The organism is Enterobacter chinensis, from assembly GCF_034008295.1.
In the GTDB taxonomy this organism is placed as follows: domain Bacteria; phylum Pseudomonadota; class Gammaproteobacteria; order Enterobacterales; family Enterobacteriaceae; genus Enterobacter; species Enterobacter chinensis.
In genome coordinates, this window is record NZ_JARDVI010000004.1 from 223,161 (window position 1) to 236,804 (window position 13,644).

The window sequence follows — 13,644 nt, forward strand, 5'->3', positions numbered from 1 at the left end:
AAATTATGCGAGCATGCCCTGGAGGAAAGAGTGGATAAAATATTTGTCGATGAAGCAGTAAACGAGCTGCATACCATACAGGACATGTTGCGCTGGTCGGTTAGCCGCTTCAGCGCCGCTAATATCTGGTACGGTCACGGTACCGATAACCCGTGGGATGAAGCCGTGCAGCTGGTGCTGCCATCCCTCTACCTGCCGCTGGATATCCCGGAAGACATGCGCACCGCGCGTCTGACCTCCAGCGAAAAACACCGTATCGTTGAGCGCGTGATCCGTCGCGTGAACGAGCGCATTCCGGTCGCCTATCTGACCAACAAAGCCTGGTTCTGCGGCCATGAGTTCTATGTCGATGAACGCGTGCTGGTGCCGCGCTCGCCGATTGGTGAACTGATCAACAACCACTTTGAAGGTTTGATTGGCCATCAGCCGCAGCACATTCTGGATATGTGTACCGGCAGCGGCTGCATTGCCATTGCCTGCGCTTACGCCTTCCCGGAAGCGGAAGTCGACGCCGTAGATATCTCCACCGATGCGCTGGCCGTGACCGAGCACAACATTGAAGAGCACGGCCTGATCCATCACGTTACGCCAATTCGCTCTGACCTGTTCCGCGACCTGCCGACGCTGCAGTACGATCTCATCGTCACGAACCCGCCGTACGTCGATGCTGAAGACATGTCCGATCTGCCAAACGAATACCGTCACGAGCCGGAGCTGGGTCTGGCGTCAGGCTCTGACGGCCTGAAGCTGACCCGCCGCATCCTGGCCTGCGCGCCGGATTATCTGACCGATGACGGCGTTCTGATTTGTGAAGTAGGCAACAGCATGGTACATCTGATAGAGCAGTACCCGGATGTGCCATTCACCTGGCTTGAGTTCGACAACGGCGGTGACGGCGTCTTTATGCTGACCAAAGCGCAGCTGCTCGACGCGCGCGAACACTTCAGCATCTATAAAGATTAATCCAGCGGGCTTCGGCCCGTTTCACAACGCTCAAACACAAACAACAACATCGGAGCCGTGATGGCAGGAAACAGTATTGGACAGGTATTCCGGGTGACCACGTTTGGTGAGTCGCACGGGCTGGCGCTGGGCTGTATCGTTGATGGCGTACCGCCAGGCATAGAACTGACCGAAGCAGATTTACAGCACGACCTTGACCGTCGTCGTCCGGGTACCTCTCGCTACACCACGCAGCGTCGCGAGCCGGACCAGGTCAAAATTCTCTCTGGCGTTTTTGAAGGCCGCACCACCGGCACCAGCATTGGTTTGCTGATCGAAAATACCGATCAGCGCTCTCAGGACTACGGTGCTATCAAAGACGTCTTCCGTCCGGGGCACGCTGATTACACCTACGAACAAAAGTACGGCTTTCGCGACTATCGCGGCGGCGGACGTTCATCGGCGCGTGAAACCGCGATGCGCGTGGCAGCAGGGGCGATTGCTAAAAAGTATCTGCAGCAGAAGTTTGGCATCGTCATCCGCGGCTGTTTGACCCAGATGGGCGACATTCCGCTGGCGATCAAAGACTGGGATCAGGTAGAACAAAACCCGTTCTTCTGCGCTGACGCAGACAAGCTTGAAGCGCTGGATGAACTGATGCGCGGCCTGAAAAAAGAGGGCGACTCCATTGGGGCGAAAGTGACCGTAGTTGCCGACGGCGTCCCGGCTGGCTGGGGCGAACCGGTATTCGACCGTCTCGACGCCGACATTGCCCACGCGCTGATGAGCATCAACGCGGTGAAGGGCGTAGAGATTGGCGACGGTTTTGACGTGGTTCAGCTCCGTGGCAGCCAGAACCGCGACGAAATCACGAAAGCGGGTTTTCAGAGCAACCACGCGGGCGGCATCCTCGGGGGGATCAGTAGTGGACAGCAGATTATCGCCAACATCGCGCTGAAGCCAACCTCCAGCATTACCGTGCCGGGCCACACGATTAACCGCGATGGCGAAGAAGTTGAGATGATCACCAAAGGACGTCACGATCCGTGCGTGGGGATCCGCGCGGTGCCGATCGCAGAAGCGATGCTGGCGATCGTGCTGATGGATCACTTCCTGCGCCAGCGCGCGCAGAATGCGGATGTGACGACCACCATTCCACGCTGGTAAACATGAAAAAAACCGCAATTGCTCTGCTGGCGTTGTTGGTCAGTGGGGCCAGTCTGGCCGCGACGCCATGGCAAAAAATCACCCACCCGGTAGCGGGGAGCGCCCAGTCTATTGGCGCCTTTTCGAACGGATGTATCGTTGGTGCTCAGGAGCTGCCTCTGCAGTCTGATACCTACCAGGTGATGCGTACCGATCAGCGACGCTATTTCGGCCACCCGGATCTGGTGCTGTTCATCCAGCGTCTGGGAAACCAGGTGCATAACCTGGGGCTGGGCACGATGCTGATCGGCGATATGGGGATGCCTGCTGGCGGTCGTTTTAACGGTGGACACGCCAGTCACCAGACCGGACTGGATGTTGATATCTTCCTGCAGCTGCCGAAAGCGCGCTGGACGTCAGCCCAACTGCTGAAACCGCAGGCGCTGGATCTGGTGGCGAGCGACGGTAAGCGCGTTGTGCCATCACTCTGGACGCGGGATGTTTCCAGCATGATCAAGCTGGCGGCAGAAGATAACGACGTCACGCGGATTTTCGTCAACCCGGCCATCAAGCAGCAGCTCTGCCTGGATGCCGGAACCGATCGCGACTGGCTGCGCAAAGTGCGCCCGTGGTTCCAGCATCGTGCGCATATGCACGTTCGTCTGCGCTGCCCGGCGAACAGCCTGGAGTGTGAAGATCAGCCGTTACCTCCGCCAGGCGATGGCTGCGGTGCGGAACTGCAAAGCTGGTTTGAACCGGCAAAACCTGGAACCTCTAAGCCTGAGAAGAAGACACCGCCTCCGTTGCCGCCTTCCTGCCAGGCGCTACTGGATGAGCATGTACTTTAATGGATAATTTCGTCGATTTGTTTATGGTGTCACCGTGGATGCTGGCGGCACTGTTTTTTGTTGCGATGTTAGCCGGTTTTATCGATGCCCTGGCGGGTGGGGGCGGTTTGTTGACCGTTCCGGCACTGCTGGCGGTGGGGATGAGCCCTGCCCAGGCGCTCGCCACGAATAAACTTCAGGCCTGCGGCGGATCGCTCTCCGCGTCGCTCTACTTTATTCGGCGAAAAGTGGTAAACCTTGCCGATCAGAAGCTGAATATTCTGATGACCTTTATCGGCTCGACGTCGGGCGCGCTGCTGGTTCAGCACGTGCAGTCTGATATTTTGCGTCAGATCCTGCCGATTCTGGTTATCTGCATCGGTCTTTACTTCTTGCTGATGCCCAAGCTCGGTGAAGAGGATCGCCAGCGTCGTCTGCACGGCCTGCCGTTTGCCCTGATTGCCGGGGGCTGTGTGGGTTTTTACGACGGTTTCTTTGGCCCGGGTGCAGGCTCGTTTTACGCGCTGGCGTTTGTGACGCTGGCCGGGTTTAACCTTGCCAAATCCACCGCTCATGCCAAAGTGCTCAACGCGACCTCGAACGTCGGCGGCCTGCTGCTGTTTATCATTGGCGGCAAGGTCATCTGGGCAACCGGCTTTGTGATGATGGCAGGGCAGTTTCTGGGCGCGCGCGCGGGCTCACGTCTGGTGTTAAGCAAAGGACAAAAACTGATTCGCCCGATGATTGTTATCGTCTCGGCGGTAATGAGCGCCAAACTGCTTTATGACAGCCATGGACAGGAGATCCTCACCTGGTTGGGGATGAACTAATGAACAGTACGCATAAATACGAACAGCTGATTGAGATTTTTGACGGCTGTTTTGCTGATGATTTTAATACCCGTCTGATTAAAGGCGACGACGAACCGATCTATCTTCCTGCTGATGCGGAAGTACCGTACAACCGTATCGTCTTTGCGCACGGCTTTTACGCCAGCGGTCTTCACGAGATTTCTCACTGGTGCATCGCGGGGAAAGCGCGTCGCGAGCTGGTGGACTTCGGTTACTGGTACTGCCCGGACGGACGTGACGCCGCCACGCAGGGGCAGTTTGAAGATGTGGAAGTGAAACCGCAGGCGCTGGAGTGGCTATTCTGCGTGGCGGCGGGCTTCCCGTTCAACGTTAGCTGCGACAACCTCGAAGGCGACTTCGAGCCGGACCGTATCGTCTTCCAGCGCCGCGTTCACGCGCAGGTGATGGAATATCTTGAGAAGGGCATCCCGGAACGTCCGGCACGTCTGATCAAGGCCTTACAGAATTATTACCACACGCCGGAGATGACGGCGGAATGCTTCCCTTGGCCGGAAGATCTTTAACAGAGGAAAGAAGATGATCGCAGAATTTGAATCACGCATTCTGGCGTTAATTGATGACATGGTGGAACACGCCAGTGATGATGAGCTGTTCGCCAGCGGTTATCTGCGTGGTCACCTGACGCTGGCTGTTGCCGAGCTGGAGGCAGGGGACGATCACTCTGCCGAGGCCGTTCACGACGAAGTGACCCGCAGCCTGGAGAAAGCCATTCAGGCAGGGGAACTCTCTCCACGCGACCAGTCTCTGGTGCTGGGCATGTGGGACAATTTGTTCAAGCAGGCGAAAGCGAAGTAAGCGTTTCACCTCCCTCTCCCTGTGGGAGAGGGACGCGGTGAGGGCACCAGACCATACCCTACTTAACCTTCTTCCCCTTCAGCAGTTTCCTTACCCACAAGCGATTTGGATTAAGTCCCGCAAGCGTAACCCTGTCCAGCGGAATCGGCTCGTCGCTCATTTGCGCGGCTAACACTTCAGCCAGCAGCGGCGCAGAGCACAGCCCGCGAGAACCCAGCCCGCCCAGCATAAACAGCTCCGGATAGACCGGTGCGGCCACCGCTGTGTCCTTGTGTTCAGCCAGATCATGATAGGCTTCAAGCGTGGCTTCGTAGTCCGGCACATTTCCCGCCATTGGCAGATGATCGCGGGTGGCACAGCGCACGCCGCAGCGCGCTTCTCCCTTGCTGACGTCGACCTCTTTCGCCCACGCCGCATCCGGGAAACAGTCAATCAGGCGTTGGCGGTTCTGCGTCTGATCCGCCTCGCTGTAGCGCATATCCGTCTCGCCACGATGATAGCTGGCCCCGATGCAGTGATGACCATTTGACGGATTTTGCGGCGTCAGATAGCCGTCATAGCACAGCACCTGGCGCAGTTTGCTCAATTCGGGGGCGGTCGGGATATGGCTCACCTGACCGCCGACCGGATAAACCGGCAGCGTCTCTGTCTGGATAAACTGACTGATGTTATGTCCGTTTGCCAGCACAACGCTGGCATGGCTCGCCTCTTTCCCATCAGCAAAACGCAGATTCCAGTGTTCTATCCGACTCAGCGATTCCACCTTGTGGGCATAATGCACCGTCAGCCCGCGCGACTGCGCAAGAGCAATCACCGCAGCGGTCAGTTCAGCCGGGCACAGCCAGCCGCCGAGGGGATACTGAATACCGCCGCAGCCCGTTTCAACGCCAGCGGTTTCAGCCACCTGCTGTGGGCTCACCGCGCGGGCAACCTCGTCAGGCAGACCCAGCGACAGCATCTGCGTGATTTTTTGCTGGCTCTTATCATCCCAGCCGAGCTGCGTCACGCCGCACCAGTCATGGTCGAACGCCACCGGCAGAGCGTCGTACAGGCGACGGGCGAAGGTAAACGCCGCCGGGAAAAACTGGAACAGCGCCGGGTCATGCGCGCTTAAAAGCGGATAGAGCGCGCCCTGGCGATTACCGGACGCGCCGTTTGCTGGTGCGTCGTCAGCACAGTAGAGCGTAACCTGCCAGCCACGGTGAACAAGCGCGAGAGAGAGCAGGGCGCTGGCAATCCCCCCGCCGACTATCGCCACCTCACGTGATGCGCTGGCATTGCGTGCAAACCAGGGGGCCTGAGCAGGAATGTCCAGCGTCTGATCCATCCTGCCGACAAGCATGTCGCGCTTGCGGCCAAACCCTTTGGTTTTCTGCATGGTAAAGCCCGCCTCCTGCAACCCGCGGCGGACAAAGCCTGCCGAGGTAAAGGTGGCGAGCGTTGCGCCAGGACGCGCCAGGCGTGCCATTGCTTCGAACAGATGCTGGCTCCACATGTCCGGGTTTTTGGCGGGCGCAAAGCCGTCCAGGAACCACGCGTCCACCTTCTGATTCATCGAATCATCAAGCGTATCGGTCAGGTCGTTAATGTCGCCAAGCCAGAGGTCCAGCGTGACGCGTCCGCCGTCCAGAATCAGGCGATGACAGCCGCCGATGTGGGGCGGCCATTGTGCCTGAAGCTGCTCTGCCCAGGCTGCAAGCTCCGGCCAGCGCTGATGAGCAAGCCGCAGGTCGTGCGCGGTGAGCGGGAATTTTTCGAAACTGATGAAATGTAATCTTTGTAGCGTAGCCTCAGGGTGTACAGCGTGAAACCGATCGAACGCTTGCCAGAGGGTTAAAAAATTCAGCCCGGTGCCGAATCCGCTCTCCGCGACCACAAACAGGCTACGCGGGTGCACCGGGAAGCGGGCGCTGAGCTGGTTTCCGTCGAGGAAAACATAGCGGGTTTCTTCAAGTCCGTTATCATTAGAAAAATAGACGTCATCAAAATCTCGGGAAACAGGTGTACCCTCAGCGTTGAATTCGAGGTTGGCGGGTTGTATAGCGTTTTGTTTCACGTAAGTTACTCGTCTGACAGGCAGTGGCACGATCTTAACGATGTGAGTCCATTGGTGCAAATTTCCGCAGAAAATGTCTGATCGGACTTGTTCGGCGTACAAGTGTACGCTATTGTGCGACTCGAAACTTACTATAGTGCGACTTACAGAGGTATTGAATGAAACGTGCAGTGATTACTGGCCTGGGCATTGTTTCCAGCATCGGTAATAACCAGCAGGAAGTCCTGGCATCTCTGCGTGAAGGACGCTCCGGGATCACTTTCTCTGAAGAGTTTAAAGATTCAGGTATGCGTAGCCACGTATGGGGTAACGTCAAACTGGACACCACCGGTTTGATTGACCGCAAAGTGGTTCGTTTCATGAACGATGCCTCTATTTATGCTTATCTCTCCATGCAGGAAGCGATCAAAGATTCCGGCCTGAGCGAAGAGGTTTATCAGAACAACCCGCGCGTGGGTCTGATCGCCGGTTCCGGCGGCTCATCAAAAGCGCAGGTATTCGGTGCTGACGCGATGCGTAGCCCGCGTGGTCTGAAAGCGGTAGGTCCGTACGTGGTAACCAAAGCCATGGGTTCTGCGGTTTCCGCATGCCTGGCGACCCCATTCAAAATCCACGGTGTGAACTACTCCATCAGCTCTGCGTGTGCAACTTCCGCACACTGCATCGGTAATGCTGTTGAGCAGATCCAACTGGGTAAACAGGACATCGTATTTGCTGGCGGCGGCGAAGAGCTGGGCTGGGAAATGGCCTGTGAATTCGACGCAATGGGTGCACTGTCCACCAAGTACAATGAGACCCCGGATAAAGCATCCCGTACTTATGATGCGCACCGTGACGGTTTCGTTATCGCTGGCGGCGGCGGTATGGTTGTGGTTGAAGAACTGGAGCACGCGCTGGCTCGTGGCGCGCACATCTACGCTGAAATCGTGGGCTACGGTGCAACGTCTGACGGTGCCGATATGGTGGCTCCATCCGGCGAAGGCGCAGTGCGCTGCATGAAGATGGCGATGCACGGTGTTGACACCCCAATCGACTACCTGAACTCTCACGGGACATCTACACCAGTAGGCGACGTGAAAGAGCTGGGTGCGATCCGTGAAGTTTTCGGCGACAACAGCCCGGCGATTTCCGCGACCAAAGCCATGACCGGTCACTCTCTGGGTGCGGCTGGCGTGCAGGAAGCGATCTACTCTCTGCTGATGCTGGAAAACGGCTTTATCGCCCCAAGTATCAACATTGATGAGATGGATGAGCAGGCTGCTGGCCTGAACATCGTGACCAAACCAATGGAAGCGACACTGACCACCGTCATGTCCAACAGCTTCGGTTTCGGTGGCACCAACGCCACTCTGGTCATGCGTAAGCTGAAAGCATAAGTTTTATGTTTGATTCAGAAAGGGAGCCATAAGGCTCCCTTTTTTTATGCATTGACAACCGGCTGATCTCACAGGCAAACTTCACCACTCAACATTATCCTCACGATAATGCGTAAGCGTTTAACGTCAACCAACGCACCTTAATCCTGATAAACAGGTGGAGGGGGCGTGGCATTTTCCCGCCTTACTCTTCATTTCGGAGTAAAGCATGACTGCAGTAACTCAAACAGAAACAACTTCTTCAGCGAACGTCTCGCTGTTCCGTATCGCCTTTGCAGTATTCCTGACCTATATGACCGTTGGCCTGCCGCTGCCTGTGATCCCGCTGTTCGTTCACCAGGAACTCGGCTATGGCAATACTATGGTTGGCATCGCCGTAGGCATCCAGTTTTTAGCCACGGTTTTAACCCGCGGATACGCCGGACGGCTGGCGGATCAGCACGGTGCTAAACGCTCAGCGCTGCAGGGGATGTTTGCCTGCGGGCTGGCGGGCGGCGCATGGCTGCTGGCGGCTCTCCTGCCGGTAGACGCCGCGTATAAATTTGCGCTGCTGGTTCTGGGCCGTTTAATCCTTGGCTTTGGTGAAAGCCAGCTGCTGACCGGCACCCTGACCTGGGGAATGGGCCTGGTGGGCCCGGCACGTTCCGGCAAAGTGATGTCCTGGAACGGCATGGCCATCTATGGCGCGTTGGCCGCGGGCGCACCGCTTGGGCTGCTCATCAATAGCCAGTTCGGATTTGCGGCACTGGCAGCAACCACCATGGTGCTGCCGCTGCTGGCGTGGGCGTTTAACGGCTCGGTGCGTAAAGTGCCCGCGCACAAAGGCGAGCGTCCTTCCCTGTGGAGTGTTGTCGGCCAAATCTGGCAGCCGGGTCTTGGCCTGGCACTGCAGGGCGTGGGGTTTGCGGTGATTGGTACGTTCGTCTCGCTCTATTTTATGAGCCGTGGCTGGGCGATGGCCGGTTTTACACTCACCGCTTTTGGCGGTGCATTTGTGCTGATGCGCGTGCTCTTCGGCTGGATGCCGGACCGCTTTGGCGGCGTGAAGGTGGCGGTGGCGTCGCTGGTGATTGAAACCATCGGTCTGCTGCTGTTGTGGAATGCACCCGTGGCATCCGTTGCGCTGCTTGGTGCGGCGCTGACCGGCTGCGGTTGTTCACTGATTTTCCCGGCACTCGGCGTCGAAGTGGTGAAGCGCGTGGCCCCGCAGGTGCGCGGTACGGCGCTGGGCGGCTATGCGGCGTTTCAGGATATCTCGTACGGAGTAACCGGACCGCTGGCCGGGCTGTTAGCCACCTCGTTTGGCTATCCGTCCGTCTTCCTGGCTGGTGCGGTTTCAGCGGTGGTTGGGATTGTGGTGACGCTGGTGGCGTTTCGCAGGTCGTAGTTTTATGCCCGGCGGCGCTGCGCTTACCGGGCCTACAACCGCGCGAACCGTAGGCCGGGTAAGGCGTAGCCGCCACCCGGCAGTTTTAAGCAACCAGCCAGAAAATCGCCAGCGCAATCAGTAGCGCAATAAACAGCAAACCCGGACGCGCAGAGAGGGTTCTGAAGGTTTCCACAACTGGCGCAAACAGCGGGCTGTAGATTGGCTGAATGTTTCTCACCTCTGGCATGCCGCTTTCGCGCTCGGCGCGACGAACGAAGATCTGATTGAGCACATCCTGCACCTGTGCGGTAGTCAGTACCGTTTGCGGTGTGGCCTGCCAGTTTTGCTGGGCGTAATCCCGAATCACCTCGAACTCGCGCGGCTCAAGCGGCTGTTTCAGTGCGGCCTGAACGGTATGCAGGGTAGGGGCATTCTGGGTGCTGAGCGTCTGGCGCGCCTGGAGCCAGGTCACCAGATGGGTAAACTGTTTGGCCGGAATCAGCTCGCCCGCCTTCACGCCGGACAGTTCCAGCATGGATTGCCAGATAAGCTTCGTCGGTTCGCCGGTGGCTGCGGCCAGTTTTGTCACCATCTGTTTAAGCGTGTTGTGCTCTGCGGGCAGCAGCGAACGCTCGGTCGACGGGCGCATCTGAGGCTGCGGAATAGACAGCTCATTGTTCTGCAACAGCATCAGCACGGTTTTAAGCTGGTCTGGTGTCAACTGGCCCAGGGCGGTCTGACCATACTGCTGGCGAATAAAATCACTCACCGCCTGGCGGTTATTTCCCTGGCCAAGCAGCTCCGTCAGCTGCGCGACAATCTGGCGCGTGGTGTGGTTCTGCTGCGCGGTATTGATACGCTGGTTCAGGTTTTGCTCGGCAGCCGGGAAGTGGCGCGACTGCAGCGGTGCGTCGTTTCTCATACCCAAATCATGCTTTACCCCCGCCCAGACTTCCGCGTTTTGCTGCGAAGTCAGCGCAATCAGGCGCGTGATCAGTCGCTCCAGCACGGTGCGCTGTTGCGTGGATAGCGGTTGTTCGCCGGCAACGTTTGGCGTAACAGGGCCTTCACCCGGAGGGCGCGGCGGCGTGCCTGAAATGGGCTGCATCGTCAAAAATCCTTAAAGTCAAAACTCAGCGTAAACCTGGCATACGTATATGCCTGGCGGCCAGATTATGGCACACTTGGCAGGTTTTCTTCCTCTCAAACAGGTACTCAGACGTGAAAATCCTCGTTGATGAAAATATGCCTTATGCCCGGGAGCTGTTTAGCCGCCTGGGTAACGTTAAGGCTGTCCCTGGTCGCCCGATCCCGGTCAACGAACTGGATGACGCAGACGCGCTGATGGTGCGCTCGGTGACCAAAGTAAATGAGGCATTGCTCGCTGGTAAAGCGATTAAGTTCGTCGGGACTGCAACGGCAGGGACCGATCATGTGGATGATAAATGGCTTACGCAGGCCGGGATCGGTTTTTCCGCCGCGCCGGGCTGTAATGCCATTGCCGTTGTGGAATACGTTTTCTCCTCGTTGCTGATGCTGGCCGAGCGTGATGGTTTTACGCTGAAAGACCGCACCGTGGGGATTGTCGGCGTGGGTAATGTTGGCGGACGCCTGCAAAAGCGCCTTGAAGCGTTAGGGATCCGTACGCTGTTATGCGATCCGCCGCGCAAAGACAACGGTGATGACGGGGATTTCCGCTCGCTGGATGAGCTGGTTGAACAGTGCGATGTACTGACTTTCCACACGCCGCTGTTTAAAGAAGGGCCGTATAAGACGCTGCATCTCGCTGACGACGCGCTGATCCGCCGTCTGAAGCCTGGCACTATTCTGATAAATGCCTGCCGTGGTCCGGTGGTGGATAATGCCGCGCTGCTGACGTGTCTGAATGAAGGACAAAACCTCAGCGTGGTGCTGGACGTCTGGGAGCCGGAGCCGGATCTCAACGTCGAGTTGCTTAACAAGGTGGACGTGGGCACCGCGCATATTGCCGGTTATACCCTCGAGGGGAAAGCGCGCGGCACGACGCAGGTGTTCGAGGCCTACAGCGCTTTTATTGGCCATCCGCAGCAGGTGGCGCTGGATACCTTACTCCCCGCACCTGAATTTGGCCGCATTACCCTGCACGGCCCGCTCGATCAGGCAACGCTGAAAAGGCTGGTGCATTTGGTGTATGATGTGCGCCGCGATGATGCGCTGCTGCGTAAAGTGGCGGGGATCCCGGGTGAGTTTGATAAGCTGCGCAAGAACTATGTTGAGCGCCGCGAGTGGTCTTCCCTGTATGTGATATGCGACGACGCCCCGGCGGCGACGCTGCTGCATAACCTGGGGTTTAACGCCGTTCATCACCCGGCGCGTTAATGTCTTCTTAATGCTCCCTGTCGGATACTCCGACAGGGACGCTTTTTTATTTCTGGAGTAAACCACCATGTCTGAAGGCTGGAACATTGCCATTTTAGGTGCCACAGGTGCCGTGGGCGAAGCCCTGCTCGAAACCCTTGCTGAGCGTCAGTTCCCGGTGGGCGATATCTATGCGCTGGCGCGTACGGATAGCGCGGGTGAGCATCTGCGTTTTAACGGTAAATCTGTGATGGTCCAGGATGCGGCAGCGTTCGACTGGACGCAGGCGCAACTGGCATTTTTCGCCGCGGGCGCTGAAGCCACTGCTGCATACATTGAAGAGGCGACCAACGCAGGCTGTCTGGTGATCGACCTGAGCGGTCTGTTCTCAATGGCGCCGGATGTGCCGCTGGTGGTCCCGGACGTGAACCCGTTTGTGCTGGCTGACTACCGTAACCGTAACGTCATTGCGGTACCGAACAGCCTGACCAGCCAGCTGCTGACCGCCCTGAAACCGCTGATCGACGACGGCGGCCTGTCGCGCATTACCGTCACCAGCCTGCTGTCCGCGTCCGCGAACGGCAAAAAGGCCGTTGACGCGCTGGCCGGACAGAGTGCGAAGCTGCTGAACGGCATCCCGATTGACGAAGACGATTTCTTTGGCCGCCAGCTGGCGTTCAACATGCTGCCGTTGCTGCCGGATCGCGAGGGTTCCGTACGCGAGGAGCGCCGCATCGTTGATGAAGTCCGTAAAATTCTGCAGGACGATGGCCTGATGATTTCTGCGAACGTTGTGCAGTCCCCGGTCTTCTACGGCCACGCGCAGATGGTCGGCTTTGAAGCGCTGCGTCCGCTGGCCGCAGAAGAGGCGCGCGATGCGTTTGGCCGCGGTGAAGACATCGTGCTTTCCGAAGAGAGCGAGTTCCCGACACAGGTGGGCGATGCCACCGGCAGCGCACATATCTCCGTAGGCTGCGTGCGCAACGATTACGGTATGCCGGAGCAGGTTCAGTTCTGGTCCGTTGCCGATAACGTTCGCTTTGGCGGCGCGCTGATGGCGGTGAAGATCGCTGAAAAACTGGTGCAGGAGTACCTGTACTGATGTCAGCAGTGGAGCAAAAGCCAGTTCATAAAATTGCCCTCGGCATTGAGTACGACGGCAGTAAATATTATGGCTGGCAGCGTCAGAATGAGGTGCGCAGCGTCCAGGAAAAGCTGGAGAAAGCGCTCTCTCAGGTGGCAAACGAGCCGATTAACGTCCTGTGTGCAGGACGTACGGACGCGGGTGTTCACGGCACAGGGCAGGTGGTTCACTTTGAAACCACCGCCGTGCGTAAGGATGCCGCCTGGACGCTGGGTGTAAATGCGAATTTACCTGGTGACATTGCGGTGCGTTGGGTAAAAGCTGTGCCGGATGATTTTCACGCGCGCTTCAGCGCGACGGCGCGTCGCTACCGTTATGTCATCTACAACCAGCGTCTGCGTCCGGCGGTGTTGAGCCAGGGCGTGACGCATTTTTATGAACCGCTTGATGCTGAACGTATGCATCGCGCGGCGCAGTGTCTGATTGGTGAAAATGACTTTACCTCGTTTCGTGCGGTCCAGTGTCAGTCCCGTACGCCGTGGCGTAACGTCATGCACATAAACGTCAGTCGTTATGGCGCGTATGTGGTGGTGGATATCAAAGCCAATGCCTTTGTACATCATATGGTTCGGAATATTGTGGGCAGCCTGATGGAAGTGGGTGCCGGACACCAGCCGGAGAGCTGGATTGCAGACCTGCTGGCAGCGAAGGACAGAACGCTTGCGGCAGCCACGGCGAAAGCGGAAGGGTTGTATCTGGTCTCGGTAGACTATCCGGATCGGTTTGACCTGCCGAAACCGCCAATGGGCCCGCTGTTTTTAGCGGACTAAACAAAGGTGC

At 57.7% G+C, this 13,644-nt stretch carries 13 protein-coding genes; 11 read left to right on the forward strand and 2 right to left on the reverse strand.

The genetic code is table 11. The features are described from left to right. Positions 1-30 precede the first annotated feature (30 nt). From prmB to PYW49_RS13805, 6 genes are read left to right on the forward strand one after another with little or no spacing between them, the layout of a single operon-like run. On the forward strand, positions 31-963 hold the full coding sequence (prmB, locus tag PYW49_RS13780) for a 50S ribosomal protein L3 N(5)-glutamine methyltransferase (RefSeq protein WP_008502612.1): 933 nt from the start codon (positions 31-33) through the stop codon (positions 961-963). Positions 964-1,023: 60 nt separating this feature from the next. Then, on the forward strand, positions 1,024-2,109 hold the full coding sequence (gene aroC, locus PYW49_RS13785) for a chorismate synthase (protein ID WP_023312577.1): 1,086 nt from the start codon (positions 1,024-1,026) through the stop codon (positions 2,107-2,109). A gap of 2 nt (positions 2,110-2,111) precedes the next feature. Then, positions 2,112-2,936 carry a penicillin-insensitive murein endopeptidase gene (gene mepA / locus PYW49_RS13790; protein WP_134347744.1) on the forward strand — a complete coding sequence of 275 codons (825 nt, stop codon included), beginning with the start codon at positions 2,112-2,114 and terminating at the stop codon, positions 2,934-2,936. Further along, positions 2,936-3,745, forward strand: a complete 810-nt coding sequence (locus PYW49_RS13795) for a sulfite exporter TauE/SafE family protein (protein ID WP_131634830.1) — start codon at positions 2,936-2,938, stop codon at positions 3,743-3,745. Before mepA ends, PYW49_RS13795 begins: the two co-directional genes overlap by 1 nt. Beyond that, a complete protein-coding gene (locus PYW49_RS13800; RefSeq protein WP_134347745.1) occupies positions 3,745-4,290 on the forward strand; it encodes an elongation factor P hydroxylase in 546 nt (181 codons plus the stop codon). The genes PYW49_RS13795 and PYW49_RS13800 overlap by 1 nt, the downstream gene beginning before the upstream one ends. 13 nt (positions 4,291-4,303) lie before the next feature. Beyond that, a complete protein-coding gene (locus PYW49_RS13805) occupies positions 4,304-4,582 on the forward strand; it encodes a YfcL family protein (RefSeq protein ID WP_134347746.1) in 279 nt (92 codons plus the stop codon). 58 nt (positions 4,583-4,640) lie between these two features. On the opposite strand, the gene mnmC is transcribed toward PYW49_RS13805, so the two are convergent. Then, positions 4,641-6,638: a bifunctional tRNA (5-methylaminomethyl-2-thiouridine)(34)-methyltransferase MnmD/FAD-dependent 5-carboxymethylaminomethyl-2-thiouridine(34) oxidoreductase MnmC gene (gene mnmC, locus PYW49_RS13810; protein ID WP_320386723.1), complete on the reverse strand. Its 1,998-nt coding sequence runs from the start codon at positions 6,636-6,638 to the stop codon at positions 4,641-4,643. A 158-nt stretch (positions 6,639-6,796) separates the two neighbouring features. Here mnmC and fabB point away from each other — a divergent pair, with 158 nt between their 5' ends. Next, the gene (gene fabB / locus PYW49_RS13815; RefSeq protein WP_134347748.1) at positions 6,797-8,014 is read left to right on the forward strand and encodes a beta-ketoacyl-ACP synthase I; all 1,218 of its coding nucleotides are present in this window, start codon (positions 6,797-6,799) and stop codon (positions 8,012-8,014) included. Between the two features lie 208 nt (positions 8,015-8,222). Further along, entirely contained in the window at positions 8,223-9,401 is a 1,179-nt protein-coding gene (locus tag PYW49_RS13820) for an MFS transporter (RefSeq protein WP_320386724.1), read from the forward strand. Positions 9,402-9,486: 85 nt separating this feature from the next. Here PYW49_RS13820 and flk read toward each other — a convergent pair whose 3' ends face one another. Beyond that, positions 9,487-10,491 carry a flagella biosynthesis regulator Flk gene (gene flk / locus PYW49_RS13825; RefSeq protein WP_320386725.1) on the reverse strand — a complete coding sequence of 335 codons (1,005 nt, stop codon included), beginning with the start codon at positions 10,489-10,491 and terminating at the stop codon, positions 9,487-9,489. 113 nt (positions 10,492-10,604) lie between these two features. Between flk and pdxB the strand changes: the two genes are divergently transcribed. The 3 genes from pdxB to truA all read left to right on the forward strand — a co-directional run bounded on the left by pdxB (position 10,605) and on the right by truA (position 13,634). After that, positions 10,605-11,741 carry a 4-phosphoerythronate dehydrogenase PdxB gene (gene pdxB, locus PYW49_RS13830; RefSeq protein ID WP_320386726.1) on the forward strand — a complete coding sequence of 379 codons (1,137 nt, stop codon included), beginning with the start codon at positions 10,605-10,607 and terminating at the stop codon, positions 11,739-11,741. Positions 11,742-11,808: 67 nt separating this feature from the next. Next, positions 11,809-12,822: an aspartate-semialdehyde dehydrogenase gene (locus PYW49_RS13835; RefSeq protein ID WP_320386727.1), complete on the forward strand. Its 1,014-nt coding sequence runs from the start codon at positions 11,809-11,811 to the stop codon at positions 12,820-12,822. Further along, entirely contained in the window at positions 12,822-13,634 is an 813-nt protein-coding gene (gene truA, locus PYW49_RS13840; protein ID WP_047346643.1) for a tRNA pseudouridine(38-40) synthase TruA, read from the forward strand. The genes PYW49_RS13835 and truA overlap by 1 nt, the downstream gene beginning before the upstream one ends. Positions 13,635-13,644 lie beyond the last annotated feature (10 nt).